This is a genomic window from Rhodococcus sp. NPDC006774, from assembly GCF_040636045.1.
In the GTDB taxonomy this organism is placed as follows: domain Bacteria; phylum Actinomycetota; class Actinomycetes; order Mycobacteriales; family Mycobacteriaceae; genus Rhodococcoides.
The window spans coordinates 187173-209500 of the sequence record NZ_JBEYIW010000008.1; the positions used below are offsets into that span (position 1 = coordinate 187173).

The following is a 22328-nucleotide window of genomic DNA, read 5'->3' on the forward strand; positions in this document are numbered from 1 at the left end:
CTCGGATAGGCTCGGATACATGCATTCTTGGTCGAGCCCGGAGATCCCGACAATTCCAGGACAGGGTCCAGCGCTTCGATTGTTCGATACCGCAGACCGCCAGGTACGACCCGTCACTCCCGGTTCGACGGCTCGGATGTACGTCTGCGGAATCACCCCGTACGACGCCACCCACCTCGGGCACGCGGCGACGTACCTGACCTTCGACCTGATCTACCGGCTGTGGCTGGACGCGGGCACGGACGTGCACTACGTGCAGAACGTCACCGATGTCGACGATCCGCTGTTCGAGCGCGCCGACCGTGACGGCGAGGACTGGCGCGATCTGGGAGCTCGGGAGATCGAACTCTTCCGCGCCGACATGGAAGCGCTCCGGGTACTCCCTCCGCGCGACTACATCGGTGCCGTCGAGTCCGTCGACGAGGTCGTCGAACTGGTGGAGAAGCTGGTCGCGTCCGGTGCCGCGTACGTCGTCGACGACGCCGAATACCCGGATGTGTACTTCCGTGCCGATGCCACCGAGCAGTTCGGCTACGAGTCCGGTTACGACCGCGCCACGATGGACACGTTCTTCGCCGAACGCGGCGGCGACCCCGATCGGGTCGGTAAGCGGGATCCACTCGACGCGTTGCTCTGGCGCGCGGTGCGGCCGGGTGAGCCGTCGTGGCCGTCGCCGTGGGGTCCGGGTCGGCCCGGGTGGCACATCGAATGCGCCGCCATCGCACTCAACCGCATCGGTACCGGCTTCGACATTCAGGGCGGCGGAAGCGATCTCATCTTCCCGCACCACGAATTCTCGGCCGCACACGCCGAGGCGGCGACCGGTGATCCGCGCTTCGCCCGGCACTACGTGCACACCGGGATGATCGGGCTCGACGGCGAGAAGATGTCCAAGAGTCGCGGCAATCTGGTGTTCGTCTCCAAGCTCCGGGCCGAGAACGTCGATCCAAGCGCCGTGCGACTCGGTCTGCTCTCCGGTCACTACCGGCAGGATCGGCCCTGGTCCGACGAGGTCCTCGAACGGGCTCACACCCGGCTCGCACTGTGGCGGCGGGCTGCGGCCCTCGAGAGCGCAGCATCTGCCGACGATGTGATCAATCGGTTGCGGCAGCATCTGGCCGACGATCTGGACACCCCCAAGGCGCTCGATGCGCTCGACGCGTGGGCGAGTTTCGCCGTCGAGCGTGGCGGATCGGATGCGGGCGCACCCGGTGCCTTCGCCGATGCGGTCGACGCGTTGCTCGGAGTTCCGCTGCGTTAGGTCGAATCCCCGGTCCGCAGATCCGTCAACAGATCCGGGATCAGCCGTTCTTCCATGACTGCCCGGCCCGAGTCACGAAGGGCAGCAGCCAGTTCCGGATCCCACGGACTGTCCGTCGGATGGCCCTTCAGCGGTTCGGAATTCCGTGCATCGAGCGCGTGCCGGTAGGAGTCGACGTCCATGCGCCACGGCGTCGCGTCGTATCGGTCCACTGCGTTTTTCACCATGTTCACTCCGGCCCAATCGAAGTCGGCACGCCATTCGATCGTGGTGCCGGGCGCGCGGGAGGCCAGCAACCGGTGTACCGCGGCGGAGGGCTGACCGTCGGTGCAGATCAGGCTCGCGCAGTTCGACCCGAGAGTGCGGGCTGCAGCGGCGAGAACCGCCACGTTCTCGCAGACGAACACTGTCGACGAGCTGTTGGTGAGCGTCCCGCGCATGAGCATGTCCACGGTGACGGGGAAGGGGATGCCCTCGTCTGCGGCATCGTTCAGCCAACGGGCCACCGTGTGGGTCTCGTCGACGCGGTAGCCGAGCACCAGCACCCGGCTGGACACCGCGTCCACCGACACACCCGCGGTCTCCCACAACGCCCTGATGCCGACCGGATCGACGGGCCGAGGGACGTTCTCGCGCAACGACAGTGCATCCAGAACAAGTTTCGGGGCACCGCCGGCCGAGAGTGCCTTGGTATCACCGCAGGCGCGTTCGGCCAGCTCGGTGAGCGACATCCCGTCCACCGGCAGCATTGCGAGGACCTTCGTTGCCACCTCGAGCGCATCGACGGCGACCCGGCCGCCGAGGGTGCCGTCCTGGTTGAGCAACGATGCGATCCAGTACTCGATCCATTCTCGGTCGGTGCCGCCGCCGAGAACCTCCCTGGCTCGATCGAGTGCATCGGCACGCACCTGAGCCTTGTCTGCGGCGATCCGTTTCTTGTCCTGCAACGGGGCCTGCGAAGTGAGGGTGTCGATCAGTCCGAGGCCGCCGTTGAGCGGATGGCTCAGCCAGGCGTCGAACCGCTCGAGGTCGAGCCTGGTGCTGCGCGCCCGAGAATGCAGACTGGAGTTGGACCGAGAGATCGCGCTGCACAGACGCCACAGCTCCTGGGCGTCGCTCAGGTCGACGGTGATGTTGCCGCCGACGCGAAGCCAGTTGGACTCCAACTTCTTTCGTGCCGCATCGAGCAGCGCATCCAATTCGACGCTGCCGCGCCACTCGCTGTTACCGCTCAAACTCCAGCCCACCTTCGGTTCGGGTCGGCACACGGCGCGTCAGCGGTGACCCGAGTGCGGCAGCGAGGTCGGTACCGTCGTGCTCGGCGAACAGTTCACCGTTCTCCCACACCAGAAGTGCTGCGCTGACGGTGTTCTCGGCCGTCGAATGCGCCAGGTCGTAGTGCGCGCAGCCGGGGACGTCCCCGTAGGTGATCCACAGGTCGTATCCGGTCATGAACAGATCGAGATCGAATTGCACACTCAGGCCGAGCAATTCGCTGCGTCCGTTGTCGTCGACACCGGCGAACGCCTCATCCAGCGCAAGCAGCCGAGGTGAATGTGGATCGGCGGACGAGAGCATCACGTGCGCCGCGGCGAACAGTGGCAGGTGCAGCGACACCGACTGCTCACCGCCTGAGAGCGCACTGTGGCGTGCGACGGTGAGACGATCCTCGTTGCCGTCACCGCTGATGAGCGTGAAAGCGAACACGCGCCAACGACGGTAGTCCAGTGTCGTGGACAGGATCTCGGGGTAGGACCGTTCCGGATGTGCCGCGCGAGCGATTCTGATCTCCGACGCGAAGTGGGCTCGCATGGCGGCCAGATCGTCCTGGTTCAACGCCGAGGCGTCGCGGTCGAGCAGTTTGGACACCGCCCGGGCCCCGTCGTCGAGGTTGTCTGCGAGCACCCAGTGCACGCCGATCGTGTTGCCCGAGGACATGCGGCGCTGCTTCATCTCGGTGGACATCTGGGCGATCAGCTCGCGTGCGTCGACGGTGCGCTCGTGAATCTGCTGCGCCAGGCCGGTCAGCAATGCATCTTCGAGAATTCGGCGCTCCTGCTCGGTCAGCAGCAACTCCTGATCGGCCCTCGCCGAACCGATTCGATCGGCGAAATCTCCGACCGACGAGTAGCCCTGCTCATCCTGGACGCGGACCACGGTCAAACCGTCCGGCGCATCCCACTGCAGGCGGTAGTCCTGACCCGATGCGGCGAGTTGCGAGTCGAACTCCTGCAGCGCACTCGTCAGCGCAGTCCGGGTCGACTTCCGGCTCGAGTCACTGACTTTCACCGACGCCGTCGCTGCGTCGAGTGCCGAATGCAGTGCGCGCACCACCGGTGGAAGTACCGGAACCTCGTCGTCGGGACCGTCGGCCTGCTGGACTCGGTAGAGAATCTGCTCCACGGTCAGCCAGGCGGAATCACTGGCCGGCCAGGCGTACGCCTCGTGGACGCCGAGGATGCCGAGCAGGTCCTTACGAGCGTAGGGCGCGAGCCGTACGGCGTCGCCCAGGGTTTCGGTGACGGCACCCCGCAGGCTTTCCAACGCTGTGTTGCAGGCACCTTCGGCCTTGCCGATCGCTTCGCCGGCTTCCTTGTCCGCTTTACGCGCGGCCCGCTGCTCGGCGCGGCATTTCTCGATGCGTTCGCGTGCGTTCTCGAGATCGGTGTCGATCTGTTCGGCGGTGGCACCGAGCTTCTCGCTCAGGAGCTCGAGGCGTTGCACCTGCTGCCGGTAGTTCTCGTCGGCTATCGCGGCTTCCTCGGCGAGCTCTTCGGCCAGGCCACTCGCTTCTTCGAGCCGGTTGGTTGCTTCGCGGGCGCGTTCTGTTTCACGCGTGTGATCGCCGCGCTTGCGGATCACCATCGAGCCCTGATGCTCGAAATGCCGAATCGCAGCGGCGAGGGCGTCGATGTCTCGACCGATGTGTGGGGTTCGGTGAGCAACGGCGACGGTGCGCAGCTGCTTCTCCTTCGCCGACAGGTCCGCGATCGCCTGGTCGAACTCGCGGTCGGCTGCGGCAGCACCCTCCGTGGAGGTGCGCAGCGCCCCGGCGGCGGCAGTGACGGCGCGTTGCGCTTTCACGATGGCCGAGACCCGGGGAAGTTGCTTCGCGGCCGCACTCAGTGCCTGAACCGATTCGCGGGCAGATCGCTCGTCGGCCGTTGCGGTCTCCAGCGCGGCGGTCGCGGTGTTCATCGCGGCGCCGAGCTCGGCGATGCGTTGCTCTCGCCGACGCGCCCGCGCCGTCGCGCCGATGTACTCGGCATCGGTCTTGGTGTGGCGACCCTGCTGCACACCCTGCCAGTACCGACCGTCGACGCCTACCGAGACGGCGCAGTCCGAGAATGTGCCCTGATCCTGTTGCAGTGCAACCGAATTCAACACGTCGAGTATGCGTGATTCCGATACGGCGGTACCGGGCTCGGGTTCGAGGACGGACGCCAACGTGGTCCCGGTCGGCCTCGAGGCCTCAGGCAGCGGGGACAGATACTGCTCCGAGTTCGATTCGCCCGGGAAGTCCGCGATCGGGTGGATCCAGCCGTCGAGCAGATTCGCCGCCTGCAGCGCGGATTCGATCCCGGCCGCGTCGCCAGGGGACACCGAGTCCGCGAACCGAACCAGCTGCCACAGTGGAGCACCCGAGAGCTCGGCGCGAGAATCGGTTCGGGCCGCGAACGGCGGCGGCGCGTCATCGTGTTCGGCCCGAACCAGGGACAGCTCGTCGCGCAGCGCGTTCAGTTCGGTAGTGCGGGTCGACACGTCGACGCGGGCCTGTGCCTGCCGGGCACGAAGCGCGTCGACCCCATCCGAGGTCTGGTCGGCCAGCACCGATTCCAGGCTCGGAGCGTCGTCGTCGCCGACGTCTGCCAACGCGGCGTCGAGGGCCTCGAACGCTGCGGAGGTGACGCCCGCTGAGGAGTAGAGCGCGGAATGGGTCGACCACCAGGCCCGCAGCCCCGAAGCGAACTGCGCCTTCTGCAGGTCGACGGTCGCCTCGGCTTCGGTGACCGCAGCCGACGCGGCCTCGAGCATCTCGCGAGCCTTCGAAGCGGCCTTCTCCGCACGAGCGCGTTCCGTCGACGCCTTCTCGACGGTTCCCAACGCCTCGCGAACTGCTCGCACGTCGCCGTCGCGTTCCTCGGCATGGCCACGCAGCGCGGTGCTGATCTGATCGCTGCGGGCTGTTACCGGCAGTGGGGTCCAGACGATTCCGGCATCCTCGGCCGCAGTCTGCAGCTCCTCCTCGGCGCGGGTCACCCCGGCAATCGAATCCCGGAGGGCGGAATCGGCCCGAGCCGCTTCGGTGGTGCGCTGTTCCAGTTCTGCTCGAGCCTTGCGTGCGCGGTCGGCCTGTTGGGCGGTCGAGATCTCCAGCTTCGCAGCGGACTCGGCCAGGTCGTCCAGTTGCTGCTTGCCCTCGTACGCGCTCGAGCGCTGCAGGGTCTCGCGGTCTGCGACGGCCTGATCCAGTGCGCGTTCGGCCTCGTCGAATCGAGTTTCCGCAGCCGCTCGCTCCAGCAGACGCCGGTCCTTCAGGGCGGCGGCGGCGAAGTGCGCGGTGGTCGCATGCGTGACTGCCTCGAGCCGGCGCGAGACCTGCTCGACATCCGAACGAGTCTGCACCCGAAGGTATTTGGAGTACACCGAGACGAAGTTCTTGGCGGCGTGATCGGCCTGCGCCAGTCCTTCGAGCGCCCGGCCCACCTCCTCCATGTCGCTGAAGGAGCGCGCAGCTTCCAGTACCAACTGTTCGTCCAACGGGCGCAGGCCGTCGGTCAACGCCTGCGAGAGCCCCTTGGGGTCGAGGTTCTTGGCCAATTGCGGGCGGCGAAGCGTCAGAATCAGATTGATCAGCTGGTCGTAGCGCTGCGCGCCCAGTCCGAACATCCGGGCATCGATCGCGGCGCGATAGTCCACCGGGCGATCGGTCAACGCGTCGGTGCCCAGCTGTTCGCCGAGTTGCTTCTTCGTCAACGGCCGGTCGTCGGAACCCAACAACGAGAAGTCCACGCCCACTCTGCCGTCGGCCACGAAGTACCAGCGGGTCACCTTGTCGTTGTGGCGGCTCGCCCGCATACCGATGCCGACCGTCACCGATTCGGGATCGGCGCGTGAACCGCGGCCGAACTCCATCCACACGTACGAGTGCGCGCTTTCCTGCCCTCGATAGAGCAGGTTGGATTTCATCGTCCGCTCCTCTCCGGCAAACGGATTGAGCCGGCGCGGTTCGATACGACCGTCGAGGACGAACGGGAACAACACTTCGAGCGCTTTGGTCTTGCCTGATCCGTTGGGACCACGCAACACCAGCCGACCGTCGGCGAAGGAGAACTCCTGATCGCGGTAGTCCCAGAGGTTGACGATCCCTGCTCGCGTCGGCCGGAAACGTGTCGAGTGTGTGGTCATCTACTCAAGCCTCTACTTCGGATGGATCGGTGCTGTCGGCCTGGTCGGTACTGGGGGCCTGTTCGGTGCCGAAAAGCGAGTCCTGCGGGGTCCGATCGCGCACACTCACCATCACGTCTCGGTAGCGCGCGATCACCGGCAGCACCAGCACGCCGCCGGACACGCTGTGTATCAATCGAAGTCGGTGCAACAGCGCAATCGACCGCAGCCGCAGGCCGTCCCGATCGGTTTGCCACTGAGCAGCGAAGGTGCGGCCGAAGCGTTCGACGAGATCATCGACGACCGATGTCAGCCAGCTGTCCTCGATCAGCGGATACCGCGTCGCGCCGTCCGCATTCTCGGCTGTCGGGGAATCGGAACCGAACCCGAACTCGGCAAGATCGCCGAATACTCCGCCGTCGGGAATCGCGTCGTCCAACTGCTCGATCAGGGCGTCACCGTCGGGAAGGGGGTAGGTCGCCAGCGCGGGTGCATCCGGATCGATCACTCGGTCCGAGATCTCGCCCGCGATCAACAATGCGACCTGGGCAATGGTTCCGGTGCTGGGGAATCGGTAGTCCGAGAGACGTCCAGAGGTATCGATGAGCGCCACTCCCTCGGCGCGCCGCTCGGCAACGAGGCCGGTGAGCAATTCGACATCGGCAACGGTGCGCGACGCGGCCAGGGCGGTACGGCCGTCCGAGTCGAGATCGTCGAGATAGACGACCGGGTGCTCGACCAACGCCCGGCGTACCGCACGCAGCGTTTCCTTCGGGTCTGCCTCACGTCCGGAATCGGTGTGTGCCGAATCGAACTCCTCGGGATCGATCGGGGCGTCCGAGCCGGCCAACAAACCGCGAATCGATCGCAGATGCTGGACGGCGCGAGGCGGCCTGAACAGGGCGACGACAACGGGTCGGTCGATGTCGTAGAGCGCCTCGCCTGCGGACGGGTTGTTCGCCCAGCCGGTTGCGTCACCGTCGGCCAACGCGATGGCCCCGCGGGTCGCCAACCAGCCGATCGCGTCGACGAACGCGTCTCGGTCGCTCGCCCGGTCGGTCGTCAGTTCGACACCGTCGACCTGACTCGCCTCTGCTGCAACATGATCGGCGAGTTCGGACAGAGTGATCTGGTTGCCCGCCCGGCCGAGTGCAGCCAGAGCCAACGCCAGGTACGCGTACCTGCGGCGGTCGAAGATTCGGTCGGTGGACGTCCGCGCGGGTTGACTGTCGTCGAGTGCGTCGATCACCGGGAAGAGTCGGGCCGTGGTCTCGGTGACCTCGAGGCGATACCCGAACAGTTCGAGCAGGTCCTCGCGCAACTCGGTGGCCCATCTACGCAGCAGTGGCAGCGCGATCCGATCGGGATACGTCGTGGTCACCAGGTGATTCGACAGCGCGACCCGGGCGGCCCGCTGGTAGGAATCCAGTGCGAGGGTGGAGATCTCGCGAGCTCTCATCGGCGTGCCACCTCGCTGACGTCGAGCGCGAGGCGATCCAGATGCAGCCGGCCTCTGCTGGTCCGCACGATCGTCGAACGGTCGCTGTCGCTGAGCGTCAGGCGCACGCCGCTGTCCGATCCGGACGAGTCGGAGGTGCGTCCGCTCACGCGCACCCGCGCCGTGAGTGCAGCGTTCAGCAGGCTCAACAGCACCTCGGTTTCCTGCTCGTCGAGAATTCGGTCGTGGATTCCGGCCGAGGCAAGCGATTGTGCTGCGGCACTGCGTGATCGCTGCGACTCGAGTTGTTGCTCCCGAAGCCGTCTGATGCCGCCGTCGTTGCGCTGCACCCGTCCCGGAACACCGGGGGTCGGAGTGCGTCCGGTCTCGGCCAGGGTGCGTGAGATCTCGACCGGTGGTGCCTCCCACCACGATCGGGACGTCGGGATGATGTCGGCGTCGGGATGCACCATCGACAGATGCCGTGGTTTGCCGAGGCCGAACACGGCATGGAACAGGGCGTGCGCGCTGTCTTCGGTCGGTGCGGCAGCGAACCAACCGGCGAGGTGGCGTAATTGACTTTCGCGACTGACTCCGCCCTTGCGGGTTTCGGTCACCCGACGCAGCAGCGACAGTACGGCAGCGATCGCGCTCATCGTGCCCTCGCGGAGTCGTTCGGACTCGCTGAGTTCGGACTCGGCCGAGACGAACCAGTGCGAGAGGCCGGCCCAGCGGTCGGTCCAGTCGGCGCGGCGTTCGGCGACGGTGAGAAAGACTCGTTCGTCGCTGATCGCGGCTCGCTCGACGAGCTCCTCGATACCGGTGCTCTCGACGAGTGCTATCGCCTCGGCGAGCTTCGGTGCGTAGCGGGTCAGATCGGAGCTGAACTCACGCATGTGCGTCAGTAGGGCGTCCTTGTGGACCAGAAACGACTCCGGAGTGATCTCGGTGGTGCGCACGAGATCGCCGAGCACCAGATAGAAGTGGGCGGCACGGGTCGCCATCTCCGACAGTGTTGAATCGAGTCGGCTGAGCTTGCGGTAGATGCGATCGCCGTCGGCAAGACGGTTCGCCTCGGCCAGCTCGTGCATGTCGGCCAGCAGTTCGGGCAGCACCAGCCGCGACAGCGCGGCGTCGTCCAGGCGGGCCCCGAGCACGTCTTCGACCGCGCGGTAGGCCTTGTATCCGGCTTGGCCGAACTGGTAGACGAAGTGACGGTTGCGGTACTCGGCGAGAGTTGCGGCGCGGGTGCCGTCGTAGCTGCGTTCGAGCAGGCCCCAGGCGTGGAGCTGATCGAGGAGGGGCGCGATGTCGAGGGTGGTCGGAGCTTCGTGGCGCCGCCCGGAGTTGCGCGCGATCAGGTCGGCCACGTCTCCGGAGTGCAGCAGGACGACGTAGTTGGCTCGTGCGGTGTCGAATGCCCGGAGAACGGCCAGGTACTCGGAGCGCTTCTCGGCAACGGCGAACGAGAAGAGACCGAGACGATCTTCCTCGACGAACGCATTCACGACTCCCTGCCGCGCGTCCTCACCTGATTCGCTCACTGGAACAGGGTAGGTGTTCAGTGCCCCAGTCGTTGAACCGTGCCGGTTACAGCTCCACGGTCACTTTTCCGTTCACCACTGCGGCGGGGTAGGTGCGCACCGAATCGATGCCGCTGGGGCAGGTGCCGTCGTCGAGCGAAAAGGTGTACTGGTGCATCGGACACACGACGATGGATCCGTCGATCTGACCGTCGGCCAGTGGCCCGCCCTTGTGCGGGCACACGGCGTCCATCGCCCGCACCGAGCCGTCGTTGAGCAGGAACACAGCGACTTGCTTGCCGTCGACCACGTAGGCCCGTCCCTCGCCGGGTGTCAGGTCCTCCAGCGCACCCACCGGCACGCTCATCGGACCGGCACCTGCGGCAGCGGAAGCAGTGGCAGCGACGGGGTGAACTGGGCGGCCGACTTGGGTGCCGCGCGATCCTGCCATGGGTCGATGTACCCGTCCACCGATGTCTGCATCCGCTCGTCGAGTCCGGCCACGATGCCGTCGCGGTCGTCGATCAACACGCTCTGCAGTTCTTCCAAGCCGAGGCGTGGCACCCACGCGTACGTTCGCTCCAACCACTGGGCGTTCTCGCGGTAATGCTGGATGAACCTGCCTGCCACAGCCAGAACCTCCTCGGCTCCCGTCACGGTGGCCAGTAGATCGCCCTTGCGAATGTGCGCACCGGCCGCGCCGCCCACGTAGATCTCCCACTTGTCCTCGCCGACCGAGACCACGCCGAAGTCCTTGCACAGTGCCTCCGAGCAGTTGCGCGGGCAGCCCGCGACCGCGAGCTTCAACTTCGCCGGAGTCTCCAAGCCCTGGAATCGCTCCTCGAGGGCGATGCCCAGTGCCGTCGAGTCGCCGAGACCGAAACGGCAGAAATCGCTGCCCACGCAGGTCTTCACCGTGCGCATGCTCTTGCCGTACGCGAAGCCCGAGGGCATGTCCAGATCTCCCCACACTTTCGGCAGGTCTTCCTTCTTGATGCCGAGGAGGTCGATCCGTTGGCCGCCGGTGACCTTGACCAGCGGTACGTGGTACTTGTCTGCGACGTCGGCGATCTTGCGCAACTGATCCGGGGTGGTGACGCCGCCCTTCATCTGCGGCACCACCGAGAACGTGCCGTCGCGCTGGATGTTGGCGTGGACTCGGTCGTTGATGAACAACGCCCCGCGCTCGTCCACCCAGTCCGGGCCCCACACCGTCCGCAGCAACGACGCCAACGGCATCTTGGCTGCGGCGTCCTCCGCTCCGCCGGTCGCCAACGCCGCGAACACCGCCGACACCGCGCGAAGATCCTGCGCTCGAACGGCCTCGATCAGTTCCGGCTTGGTCATGGGGATGCAGGGGACGTACCAGTCCGCTGTCGGATCGGCCTCGACGGCACCGCCCGCTGCGCAGGCGATGATGTCCTTGACCAGACCCTTGCACGATCCGCACCCCTTGCCCGCCCGGGTCTTCGCGGTCACGTCGCCGAGGTTCTTCGCGCCCGCGTGTACGCAGGCCACGATGGCACCCTTCGTCACGCCGTTGCAGTTGCACACCTGGACGTCGTCGGCCAATTCGGCGGCTCCTGTTGCCGCAGAGGGCGTTCCCATGTCGAAGAGCATGCTGATGCGCTCGTCGGGTAGCGGCACTTTCTCGTCGAACGCCTGGGTCAGGAAGTTGGCCTTGGAGATGTCGCCCAGCAGGGTGGCGCCGACGAGTTTGTTGCCCCGCACGATCACCGATTTGTACGTACCGCTGCGTGGCTCGTAGAACTGGACGAACTCGTCGTCGTCACGTTCGGGGGAGGTGATCCCCATCGACGCGACGTCGACACCGGCCACCTTGAGCTTGGTGGTCAAACGCGAACCATGGTATGCCGCAGTGGGATCGGCTCCGGTGAGTACGTCGGCCAACACGACGGCCTGCTCCCACAGCGGTGCGACGAGACCGTAGACCTCGCCTCGATGCTGACAGCATTCACCGACGGCATAGATGGAACCCTCGTCCTCGCACCGCAATTGGTCGTCGACGACGATTCCGCGTTCGATGACCAACCCGCCCGCGCGAGCGAAGTCGACGCTGGGACGAATGCCTGCGGTGACCACGACCATGTCTGCGGCGAGCGAGGTGCCGTCGTTGAACCCCACACCGGTCACGACGCCGTCCTCGGAGCGCAACACCGAGGTGGTCCGCTTCGAGGTGTGTACGCCGACGCCGAGTGACTCGATCTTGTTGCGCAGCACGCGTCCACCGCGTTCGTCGAGCTGCTGGTTCATCAGGTGACCGGGGGAGTGCACCACGTTCACCTCGAGGCCCTGGGTGCGCAGACCGTAGGCGGCTTCGAGCCCGAGCAGTCCGCCGCCGATGACGACGGCCGAGACGTCGTCGCGTGACTGCGCCATCTGCAGCATGCCGTTGGTGTCGGCGATGGTACGGAAGCCGAAGACGCCGCGCGCCAGCCTGCCGTCCGACTCACGCAGGCCGTCCATGTTGGGGAAGAAGGTGTTACTGCCGGTGGCGATGATCAGCACGTCGTAGTCGACGGACCGACCGCTCTCGCAGACGACGGTCTTGGAGAAGCGGTCGAGTGAGATCGCGCGGTCCCCGGCGTGCAGTGTGACGCCGTTCTCGCTGTACCAGCTCATCGGATTGAGGATCAGATCCTCGTCGTCGACGGTGGCCTCGCCGGACAGCACGTGCGAGAGCATGATTCGGTTGTAGTTGCCGTACGGCTCGTCGCCGATCATGGTGATCTCGAACAGCGCACTGCCATCGCGTTTGATGATCTCCTCGACCGCCCTGGCACCGGCCATCCCGTTGCCGACCACCAGCAGTCGCTGCTTGCCCTGAGTCATCAGATCAGCACCAGACCGAAATCGACGACGACCTCTCCGCTGGTTCCGGCAGGGGCGGCGACGACCAGTTCCAGCACCGTGTCCGGATCCACGTCCTCCACCACCCGCAGCGGAATGTTCACTCCGTCCTTGGCGCCCATCGGGAACATGCGCATCGGGCTGCCGTCGCGCAGCAAGGTCACGACCACCAGCTCGTCGCTGGAATTTCCGCCGCGAAAGTACAGCGGCTGAGCCGTCGCACCCTCGGGGACGACGAAGCTGAGGCTTGGATCGATCAGCTCGGGCTTGTCCAGACCGTGCCCGGTGAAGGAGAAGATGCCCTGCAGGAATCGCGGTGTGCTGGCCATACCCACGAGGTTGCGGGGTCGGGGTGACGTCACCGCTGCGGTGACGTTACGTCGGGATCAGAAAGACCTCACCGGCTCCCGGTCCGTCGTGTGCGGTCGGTCAGAGCCCGAAGTTGCCCGGACCGCGGCGCCTCAGGTACTTCTCGAACTCGGCCGCGATTGCGTCGCCGTCGATCTTGGCGATTGCATCGGACATGTCCACCTCGGCGTCGCCCCGCTCTTCGAGGCTGCGCACGTACTCGCTGATCTCCTCGTCTTCCTTGGTCATCTCGGTCACCGCCTCTTCCCATTCCTCGGCCTGGGTTGGCAGTTCGCCGAGCGGTACCTCGATGTCGAGCACGTCCTCGACCCTCTGCAGCAGCGCCACGGTGGCCTTGGGGTTGGGCGGCTGAGAGACGTAGTGCGGAACAGCAGCCCAGAAGGAGACCGCCGGCACCCCGGCCTTGACGCACTCGTCCTGCAGAACACCGGTGATCCCGGTCGGTCCCTCGTAGCGGGTCTGTTCGAGGTTGAACTGTTCTGCCGACTCCGTGCTGTAGGCGGTGCCGGTCACCGGAACTGGCCTGGTGTGCGGAGTGTCGGCCAGCAGCGCTCCCAGGATCACCACGGTCTCGACGCCGAGCTGTTCGACGAATTCGAGCAGGTCGTCGCAGAAACTGCGCCAGCGCATGTTCGGCTCGATACCGCGCAGCAGCACCACATCGCGCGAGCTGCCGGGAGGCGAACACACCGACAGTCGAGTCGACGGCCACTCGATCTCGCGAGTGACACCGTCCACCTGGCGGACCGTCGGGCGGTTGACCTGGTAGTCGTAGTAGTCCTCGGAGTCCAGTTCGGCCAGCGGGCTGGCGTCCCAGATCAGTTCCAGATGTTCGATCGCGCCGCTGGCGGCATCGCCTGCGTCGTTCCAGCCCTCGAAGGCAGCCACCAGGATCGGGGAGCGCAACTCGGGAATGTCTTCGTCGAGATCATCCAGATCGTCGATGTCTGTGGCGTTGGCCACAGCATCGTGGACGGCCTCGATCAATGCGGCGTCCAGAGGCACATCCGATCCGGAACCTGAAATGTCCGTATTTTGGGTTCCGTCGTCGATCGGGGACTGGTCATCGAGGTTTCGGGGACTCACCACGACAGCCTACGACCCGACGTGACTTCGGTGCCCACTACTCTGTAGTGATGCCCGCTCAACACAAGCCCAGTCTGCTCGATGCGATTTCACGTCGCGTTGTCATCGGCGACGGTGCGATGGGCACGATGCTCCAGGACGCCGACCTGACTTTCGACGACTTCATCGGTCTCGAGGGCTGCAACGAAATCCTCAACGACACCAGGCCCGACGTCCTGCGCGAGATCCACCGCGAGTACTTCGCGGCCGGCGCGGATGCCGTGGAAACCAATACGTTCGGGTGCAACCTGCCCAACCTGGCCGATTACGACATCGAGAACCGGATCCGTGAACTCGCGGAGAAGGGCACCCGGCTGGCCCGTGAGGCGGCCGACGAGATGGGTCCGGGCCGCGACGGGATGGACCGTTACGTGCTGGGCTCGATGGGGCCGGGCACCAAGCTGCCCACTCTCGGTCACGCGCCCTTCGCCCGACTGCGCGACGCGTACACCGAAGCCGCCCTGGGCATGATCGACGGCGGTGCCGACGCCATCCTGGTCGAGACCTGCCAGGATCTGCTGCAGGTCAAGGCCGCGATCATCGGCAGTCAGCATGCGATGGACAAGCTCGGTGTCCGCATCCCGATCATCACCCACGTCACCGTCGAGACGACGGGCGCGATGCTCGTCGGCAGCGAGATCGGTGCTGCACTGACGGCACTCGAACCCCTCGGTATCGACATGATCGGGCTCAACTGTGCGACCGGCCCGGCCGAGATGAGCGAGCACCTGCGCCATCTGTCCAAGCATTCGCGTCTTCCGGTGTCGGTGATGCCCAACGCGGGTCTGCCCACTCTGGGCGCAAAAGGTGCCGAGTACCCCCTGACCGCCCCCGAACTGGCCGCGGCCCTGAGCGGTTTCGTCAGCGAGTACGGGTTGGCTCTCGTCGGTGGCTGCTGTGGCACCACGCCCGAGCACATCCGCCAGGTTGCCGACATGGTCCACGGGGCAACGAAACTCGAACGTCGGCCTGCGCCCGAGCCGGGCGTCTCCTCGCTCTACTCCGCCGTTCCGTTCGAGCAGGATGCCAGCATTCTGATGATCGGTGAGCGCACCAACTCCAACGGATCCAAGGCATTTCGCGACGCGATGCTCGCGGAGGATTACGAGAAGTGCCTCGACATCGCCAAGGATCAGACACGCGACGGCGCGCACATGCTAGATCTCAACGTCGACTACGTCGGCCGCGACGGTGCCGCCGACATGGCTGCGTTGGCCAGCCGCCTGGCGACGGCGTCGACCCTGCCGATCATGCTCGACTCCACCGAACCTGCCGTTCTCGAAGCAGGTTTGGAGCACCTCGGTGGCCGCAGCGCGGTCAACTCGGTCAACTACGAGGACGGCGACGGGCCGGACTCGCGATTCCAGAAGATCATGCGTCTGGTCAAGGAGCACGGTGCCGCTGTCGTTGCTCTGACCATCGACGAAGAGGGACAGGCACGTACGGCCGAGTGGAAGGTGCGTGTCGCAGACCGGTTGATCACCGACATCACCGAGAACTGGGGCCTGCGCCACGAGGACATCATCGTCGACACCCTCACCTTCCCGATCTCGACGGGCCAGGAAGAGGTGCGACGCGACGGCATCGAGACCATCGAGGCCATCCGGCAGCTCAAGGAAAAGTACCCGAAGGTGCACACCACCCTCGGGCTGTCGAACATCTCGTTCGGCCTCAATCCCGCTGCGCGCCAAGTGCTGAACTCGGTGTTCCTGCACGAATGCACGCAGGCAGGCCTCGACACCGCCATCGTGCACGCGTCGAAGATCCTGCCGATGAACAAGATTCCCGACGAGCAGCGAGAGACTGCCCTCGATCTGGTGTATGACCGTCGTGCCGAGGGCTACGACCCGCTGCAGAAGCTCATGCAGCTCTTCGAGGGTGTCTCCGCGGCGTCGGCGCGCGAATCCCGCGCCGAGGAGCTCGGCCGACTGCCGCTGTTCGAGCGACTCGAACGACGCATCGTCGACGGTGAACGCAATGGCCTCGACGCCGATCTCGACACCGCGATGACCGAGAAGCCACCGCTGGAGATCATCAACGAGACCTTGCTCTCGGGGATGAAGACCGTGGGTGAACTGTTCGGCTCCGGCCAGATGCAGCTGCCGTTCGTGCTCGCCTCGGCCGAGGTGATGAAGGCTGCTGTTGCGTATCTCGAGCCGCACATGGAGGCGACCGACGACGACGGCAAGGGCCGCATCGTGCTCGGTACCGTCAAGGGCGATGTACACGACATCGGCAAGAACCTCGTCGACATCATCCTGAGCAACAACGGCTACGAGGTGGTCAATCTCGGTATCAAGCAACCGATTTCGACCATTCTGGAGGCCGCGATCGACAAGCGCGCCGACGTGATCGGCATGTCCGGGCTGCTGGTGAAATCCACCGTGGTCATGAAGGACAACCTGATCGAACTCAACTCGAAGGGTGTCGCCGAGCAATTCCCCGTTCTGCTGGGCGGAGCGGCGCTGACGCGGTCGTATGTCGAGAACGATCTGCAGGACGTCTACGAGGGCGACGTGCACTATGCACGTGATGCGTTCGAGGGCCTTCGGTTGATGGACACCATCATGACCACCAAGCGCGGCGGCGGACCGGCCCCGGACAGCCCCGAGGCACTCGCCGCGAAGGCCAAGACGGCCGAGCGCAAGGAACGCCACGAGCGCTCCAAGCGCATCGCCGAGAAGCGCAAGGCCGCCGAAGCACCGGTGGTCGTGCCCGAGCGATCCGATGTCGCTGCCGACATCGACATCCCGGTGCCGCCGTTCTGGGGCACGCGCATCGTCAAGGGCGTGTCTCTGTCGGAGTACTCGGGGCTACTCGACGAGCGGGCCCTGTTCCTGGGGCAGTGGGGTCTGCGCGGTGCCCGCAAGGGCGAAGGTGCCACGTACGAGGATCTGGTGGAATCGGAAGGCAAACCGCGCCTGCGGTATTGGCTGGATCGACTGAGCACCGACGGTATCCTCGCGCACGCGGCGCTGGTGTACGGGTACTTCCCGGCGGTCTCGGAGGGTGACGACGTCGTCGTACTCACCGAACCCGAACCCGATGCGCCCGAACGCTTTCGGTTCACGTTCCCGCGGCAGCACCGCGACCGCTTCCTCTGCATCGCGGACTTCGTTCGATCGCGTTCGGCTGCACGGGAATCGGGCAAGGTCGATGTTCTGCCGATGAACCTGGTGACGATGGGCCAGCCCATCGCGGACTTCGCCAACGAGCTGTTCGCCGCCGACTCGTACCGTGACTACCTCGAGGTCCACGGAATCGGCGTCCAGCTCACCGAAGCCTTGGCCGAGTACTGGCATCGCCGGGTACGCGAGGAGCTGAAGCTGTCCGACGGCAATTCCGTTGCCTCGGAGGATCCCACCGAGGCCGAGGGCTTCTTCAAACTCGAATATCGGGGTGCTCGTTACTCGTTCGGTTACGGCGCGTGCCCGGATCTCGAGGACCGCATCAAGCTCGCCGCTCTTCTCGAACCCGAGCGAATCGGCGTGAAGCTGTCCGAGGAACTGCAGCTACATCCCGAACAGTCGACCGATGCGTTCGTACTTCATCACCCGGAGGCCAAGTACTTCAATGTCTAGCGCAACTCACCTGCACGGTGTCCTGTGGGACATGGACGGCACACTGCTCGACTCGGAGAAGATCTGGGACGTCGCCATCGGTGAGTACTCCCGCACACTGGGAACGGAACTCAGCGCGGAGGTGCGCGAGAGCACCCTCGGCAACTCGATGTGGGATGCCCTGCGCAAGGTATTGGCGAATGCCGCGGTCGAGGTCACCGACGAGCACCTGATCCAGGGCCGCGAATGGCTGACCACGCGAGTCGGGGATCTCTTCGCCGAGGGGATTCCCTGGCGCCCCGGTGCCAAGGACGCTCTCGCTCTCGTGCGCGAGATGGGTCTGTCCACGGGGCTGGTCACCAACACCGAGCGGGGTCTGGTCGAGCGGGCTCTGGACACCTTGGGTCGCGAGTACTTCGACATCACGGTGACCGGCGACGAGGTCGAGGCTGGCAAGCCGCATCCGGCGCCCTACCTGCGCGGAGCTGCACTGCTGGGACTGGATGCCGCCTCGTGTCTTGCGGTCGAGGATTCACCCACCGGGTCGTTGTCGGCGCACAGTGCCGGCTGCCCGGTGCTGGTGGTTCCGTCCGAAATCGCAGTGCAGGCCGCACCGGGATACACGATTCGCGACGGTCTCGTCGGACTGACCGCGGACGACGTCAGACGGGCATGGTCGTCCTGATCTCGACCGATTCGCACCCCTGATCGACGACGTGAAAGAATATGCAGCCGTGAAGACTTTCGATTCCCTGTTCGCCGAGCTCACCGACCGCGCGAAGACCCGTCCCGAGGGCTCGGGCACTGTCGCAGCGTTGGACGCCGGAGTTCATTTCCAGGGCAAGAAGGTCCTCGAAGAAGCTGGTGAAGTGTGGATCGCGGCCGAGCACGAGAGCGACGAGGCGCTCGCCGAGGAGATCTCGCAGCTTCTGTACTGGGTTCAGGTGATGATGGTGGGCAGAGGCATCGAGCTCGAGGACGTCTACCGACATCTGTGAGGCAAGGTCCGCACCCCTCCTACGAATTCACCGATGAAGGAAAACTCCATGCTGCGCGTAGCCGTACCCAACAAGGGCGCACTGTCCGAGTCCGCCGCCGAAATTCTCAGCGAAGCCGGCTATCGACGTCGAAGCGACTCGAAGGACCTGACGGTTCTCGATCCGGCCAACGGCGTCGAGTTCTTCTTTCTCCGCCCCAAGGACATCGCAATCTACGTCGGATCCGGTCAGCTGGATCTGGGCATCACCGGACGCGACCTGGCGCTGGATTCCGGTGCCGCGGTCGAGGAGCGCCTGGCACTCGGATTCGGTCGTTCGACCTTCCGCTACGCCGCGCCGGCGGGCAAGGAGTGGGCACCCGAGGACCTGGGCGGACTGCGCATCGCGACGTCCTATCCCAACCTGGTTCGTAAGGATCTGGCCGCCCGAGGACTCGAGGCAACCGTCATTCGCCTCGACGGCGCAGTCGAGATCTCCATCCAGCTCGGGGTCGCCGACGCGATCGCCGACGTCGTGGAGTCGGGACGATCGCTGCGTCAGAACAACCTCGTCGCCTTCGGTGAATCTCTCTGCGATTCGGAGGGAGTGCTGATCGAACGAGCAGGCACCCCGGGCACGGACTCCGCGCGCAAGCAACTGATCGCCCGCGTACAGGGTGTCGTCTTCGCGCAGCAGTATCTGATGCTCGATTACGACTGCCCCAAGTCGATCCTCGACGAAGCAGTCAAGATCACTCCTGGAATCGAGTCGCCGACTTTGGCACCGATGGTCGACGACAACTGGGTTGCCGTGCGCGCCATGGTGTCTCGTAAGGTGCACAACAACGTCATGGATCAGCTCGCCGAGCTCGGTGCCAAGGCCATCCTCGCCTCCGACATCAGGTCCTGCCGCGCCTTCTAGATCCGATACGGCCGTCAGCTCCGACGCCGAACCAACACCGTCTGAGCGATGCGACCGACCGGACCCAGTTCGTCGCTGAGTGTGCCCGCACACATGGCGATACCGTCGGGCCCGGTGGAGGTCTCCGCCGACACCCCGATCCATTCGCCCTGCGGCACTCGGAACACGTGCACGGTCAGGTCGGTGTTCAAGAACGTCCACTCGTCGATCGGGAGCTTCGCTCCGATTCCGTTGGCGATGTCCGCGATCGAGAAGAGCCTTTCGAGGGGCGTCATCGATTCACCCTGCACGAGAACAGGTGTGGGCCTGGCCCAGATCTCGCCCGGCCCATCCGCACCGAGCCCGGTGAGCATCTTGAACTCGACGGCGTCGAGATAGCCCGACGACCAGGTGCCACCGAAGGCGTAGTCGACACCGTCGCTCACCGGTCGCATCACCGGATCGCCCGAGTGTGCAACGTCGTCGGTCGGTACGGTGCGCATGCGCCATGCGCTGCCGCGGGCCACCGCGCGCGCAGTTCCCGAGGTGCCTTCCGCCCAGAGCTCCGCGACGACGAGTTCGATGTTCGCACCGGGTCGCTCCGTCCATGCCCGAATCTCGATGTCCCCGACAGGAATCGGCCCGAGAATGTCGACGGCCACGCGACTGATACGGGTGTCCTCCCTGACGTCCACTCGCTCGAGCGCACGGACCAACAGGGCCGACGGTGGAGCGCCGTGCTGCATCGTCGGTGCCCACAGGCTGACGGTGTGCTCGGTGGCGGTGACCCTCTCGTGGCCTTCTCTGCCGACCCCGGCGGGAACGAAGAAGGCATTCGGAACCGTCACAGCTCGGCGCCCGTCGGTTCGGCAGCGGCCGTGGGCCAACCCGGATAAGCCGGGGGAGTACCGCCGAACTCCGGACACAGCGCCTGGTGGTCGCACCACTTGCACAGTGCGCCTTTCTTGGCGCGGAAGTCACCGGTCTCACCCGCCGCCAGAATCGCCTTCCAGATCGCGGACAGCATGCGCTCGAACCTTCGCAGTTCACCCTCGTCGGGGGTGTAGGTCAGCTCCTGCTTGTCGGAGAGATACATCAACTTCAGTTGCGCTGGAACGACTCCACGCATCCGCATGATCATCAGGGCATAGAACTTCATCTGGAACAGCGCCTTGGACTCGGTGAACTCCCGTGGAGCCCGGCCCGTCTTGTAGTCGACGACGCGGATCATCCCGTTCGGTGCCACGTCGATCCGATCGATGAATCCGCGCAGCGGCGTACCGTCGTCGAGCACGATTTCCACTCGTTGTTCACAGGACTCGGGCTCGAACCGAGTGGGGTCTTCGAGTTCGTAATAGCCGGCGACCAGCGCACGAGCCCGGTCGAGAAACGCCGGTCGCTCGTCCACCGGGACCAGAGTCTCTATGTCGGGTGACCGAGCGACCACTCGCTCCCAGGCCGGATCGACGAGCTCTCGCGCAGTGGTCGGCACACGATCCTGTGCGGGCAACGCGTACAGGGCCTCCAATGCGGCATGCACCACAGTTCCCTTCACCTGAGCTTCGGTGGAGACCTCGGGAATTCGGTCGACGGCACGGAGGCGATAGAGGAGTGGGCACTGCTTGAAATCACCTGCGCGCGAAGGCGACAACGCCGGCGTACTACGAGAACCGGTCGTCGACGGCGAGGGGTGCGCAGTGTCGCCGAGATCGAGTAGAGGCAAGTCGATGGGCGTCGACACGGAAATACTCACGACTGCGAGACTATGCCGTTGGTCCGACATCTTCGGTCAAGGCCGTAGTCTGGCACGTCGAGTCGTCCCAGGTGTCGGACCGAACAGGTCGGGCGTCCAACAGAGCAACGAAAGCAGGTTCCGCTGTGCCGTCCGGTGATGCTGTGTCCTTCGGTGATTCCGCGTCCGCGTCTACCGACGGGTCCGAGGTCGACGCGATCGTCGATGCCCCGGTCATCGGTGCGGACGAAGTGGTCAGCGCGAGTGTCGACGAAATCGAACTCGACGAAGCTTCGACGGCCGACGACGGCATCCCGGTCGAGCCGGTTCCGACCGGACCCGCCCGCAGCGGGCCGTTCCGCGTCGGAGATCGAGTCCAGCTGACCGACGGGAAGGGCCGCCATTACACGGTTGTTCTCGAGGCGGGCAAGGAGTTCCACACCCATCGGGGCGGAATCACCCACGACAAACTTCTCGGTGCCGACGAGGGCAGCGTCGTCACGTCCGTCAACGGCACCCCTTACCTCGCGCTGCGGCCCCTGCTGACCGACTACGTGCTGTCGATGCCGCGTGGCGCGCAGGTCATCTACCCCAAGGACGCAGCCCAGATCGTGCACGAGGGTGACATGTTCCCCGGGGCGCGCGTGCTGGAGGCCGGTGCCGGATCCGGCGCTCTGACGTGCTCGCTGCTGCGTGCCGTCGGCACGGCAGGCACGGTCATCTCCTACGAGATCCGCCAGGACCATGCCGACTACGCGATCAAGAACGTCGAGACCTTCTTCGGCGAGCGGCCGTCCAACTGGCACCTGACGGTGGCCGACGTGGATCAATTCGGTGTCGATCGTCCCGGTGAGCAGGTCGATCGGGTCGTCCTCGACATGCTCGCGCCCTGGGACGCACTGCCCGCCGTATCGAAAGCTCTCGTTCCGGGCGGCGTGCTGCTCGTCTACGTCGCCACGGTGACACAGTTGTCCAAGGTCGTCGAAGCCCTTCGGGCGCAGGAGTGCTGGACCGAACCCCGTTCGTGGGAGTCGATGGTGCGTGGGTGGCACGTCGTCGGACTGGCGGTTCGTCCCGAGCATCGGATGCAGGGGCACACGGCATTCCTCGTCAGTGTCCGACGCCTCGCCGAAGGCACCGTCACGCCGAAGCCGCAGCGTCGATCCGGCAAGGGCTGACGACAA

General features: G+C 65.5%; 16 protein-coding genes. 6 read left to right on the plus strand and 10 right to left on the minus strand.

The features are described 5' to 3' along the window. Nucleotides 1–19: 19 nt before the first annotated feature. Complete coding sequence (mshC, locus tag ABZ677_RS14960; RefSeq protein ID WP_037189321.1) at nucleotides 20–1261, plus strand: cysteine--1-D-myo-inosityl 2-amino-2-deoxy-alpha-D-glucopyranoside ligase; 1242 nt, start codon at nucleotides 20–22, stop codon at nucleotides 1259–1261. On the opposite strand, the gene ABZ677_RS14965 is transcribed toward mshC, so the two are convergent. The 8 genes from ABZ677_RS14965 to ABZ677_RS15000 all read right to left on the minus strand — a co-directional run bounded on the left by ABZ677_RS14965 (nucleotide 1258) and on the right by ABZ677_RS15000 (nucleotide 13813). Next, on the minus strand, nucleotides 1258–2496 hold the full coding sequence (locus ABZ677_RS14965) for a DUF2399 domain-containing protein (RefSeq protein ID WP_358370524.1): 1239 nt from the start codon (nucleotides 2494–2496) through the stop codon (nucleotides 1258–1260). The genes mshC and ABZ677_RS14965 overlap by 4 nt on opposite strands. After that, nucleotides 2486–6670 (minus strand): TIGR02680 family protein, encoded by a 4185-nt coding sequence (locus ABZ677_RS14970; protein WP_358370527.1) that lies wholly within the window; start codon nucleotides 6668–6670, stop codon nucleotides 2486–2488. Before ABZ677_RS14970 ends, ABZ677_RS14965 begins: the two co-directional genes overlap by 11 nt. A gap of 4 nt (nucleotides 6671–6674) precedes the next feature. Then, nucleotides 6675–8108: a TIGR02678 family protein gene (locus ABZ677_RS14975; protein WP_358370530.1), complete on the minus strand. Its 1434-nt coding sequence runs from the start codon at nucleotides 8106–8108 to the stop codon at nucleotides 6675–6677. Next, nucleotides 8105–9595, minus strand: a complete 1491-nt coding sequence (locus ABZ677_RS14980) for a TIGR02677 family protein (RefSeq protein ID WP_358370646.1) — start codon at nucleotides 9593–9595, stop codon at nucleotides 8105–8107. Before ABZ677_RS14980 ends, ABZ677_RS14975 begins: the two co-directional genes overlap by 4 nt. 82 nt (nucleotides 9596–9677) lie before the next feature. Then, nucleotides 9678–9977 carry a nitrite reductase (NAD(P)H) small subunit gene (locus ABZ677_RS14985; protein WP_358370533.1) on the minus strand — a complete coding sequence of 100 codons (300 nt, stop codon included), beginning with the start codon at nucleotides 9975–9977 and terminating at the stop codon, nucleotides 9678–9680. Beyond that, the gene (gene nirB / locus ABZ677_RS14990; RefSeq protein WP_358370535.1) at nucleotides 9974–12463 is read right to left on the minus strand and encodes a nitrite reductase large subunit NirB; all 2490 of its coding nucleotides are present in this window, start codon (nucleotides 12461–12463) and stop codon (nucleotides 9974–9976) included. Before nirB ends, ABZ677_RS14985 begins: the two co-directional genes overlap by 4 nt. Then, nucleotides 12463–12810, minus strand: a complete 348-nt coding sequence (locus ABZ677_RS14995) for a hypothetical protein (RefSeq protein ID WP_037189311.1) — start codon at nucleotides 12808–12810, stop codon at nucleotides 12463–12465. The genes nirB and ABZ677_RS14995 overlap by 1 nt, the downstream gene beginning before the upstream one ends. A gap of 100 nt (nucleotides 12811–12910) precedes the next feature. Next, nucleotides 12911–13813 (minus strand): PAC2 family protein, encoded by a 903-nt coding sequence (locus ABZ677_RS15000; RefSeq protein ID WP_358370648.1) that lies wholly within the window; start codon nucleotides 13811–13813, stop codon nucleotides 12911–12913. Nucleotides 13814–13986: 173 nt separating this feature from the next. Here ABZ677_RS15000 and metH point away from each other — a divergent pair, with 173 nt between their 5' ends. From metH to hisG, 4 genes are read left to right on the plus strand one after another with little or no spacing between them, the layout of a single operon-like run. After that, a complete protein-coding gene (metH, locus tag ABZ677_RS15005) occupies nucleotides 13987–17556 on the plus strand; it encodes a methionine synthase (protein WP_358370537.1) in 3570 nt (1189 codons plus the stop codon). Next, nucleotides 17549–18220: an HAD family phosphatase gene (locus ABZ677_RS15010; RefSeq protein ID WP_094741952.1), complete on the plus strand. Its 672-nt coding sequence runs from the start codon at nucleotides 17549–17551 to the stop codon at nucleotides 18218–18220. The genes metH and ABZ677_RS15010 overlap by 8 nt, the downstream gene beginning before the upstream one ends. 31 nt (nucleotides 18221–18251) lie before the next feature. Continuing rightward, on the plus strand, nucleotides 18252–18533 hold the full coding sequence (locus tag ABZ677_RS15015) for a phosphoribosyl-ATP diphosphatase (protein WP_179274667.1): 282 nt from the start codon (nucleotides 18252–18254) through the stop codon (nucleotides 18531–18533). Between the two features lie 48 nt (nucleotides 18534–18581). Next, nucleotides 18582–19433, plus strand: coding sequence for an ATP phosphoribosyltransferase (gene hisG / locus ABZ677_RS15020; RefSeq protein ID WP_037190018.1), 852 nt, complete (start codon nucleotides 18582–18584; stop codon nucleotides 19431–19433). A gap of 14 nt (nucleotides 19434–19447) precedes the next feature. On the opposite strand, the gene ABZ677_RS15025 is transcribed toward hisG, so the two are convergent. Together ABZ677_RS15025 and ABZ677_RS15030 are read right to left on the minus strand one after the other, a co-directional pair. After that, complete coding sequence (locus tag ABZ677_RS15025; RefSeq protein ID WP_358370541.1) at nucleotides 19448–20260, minus strand: thioesterase family protein; 813 nt, start codon at nucleotides 20258–20260, stop codon at nucleotides 19448–19450. After that, a complete protein-coding gene (locus ABZ677_RS15030) occupies nucleotides 20257–21063 on the minus strand; it encodes a RecB family exonuclease (RefSeq protein WP_358370651.1) in 807 nt (268 codons plus the stop codon). The genes ABZ677_RS15025 and ABZ677_RS15030 overlap by 4 nt, the downstream gene beginning before the upstream one ends. Before the next feature lie 392 nt (nucleotides 21064–21455). Between ABZ677_RS15030 and ABZ677_RS15035 the strand changes: the two genes are divergently transcribed. After that, nucleotides 21456–22322 carry a tRNA (adenine-N1)-methyltransferase gene (locus ABZ677_RS15035; RefSeq protein WP_052047554.1) on the plus strand — a complete coding sequence of 289 codons (867 nt, stop codon included), beginning with the start codon at nucleotides 21456–21458 and terminating at the stop codon, nucleotides 22320–22322. Nucleotides 22323–22328: the final 6 nt, after the last annotated feature.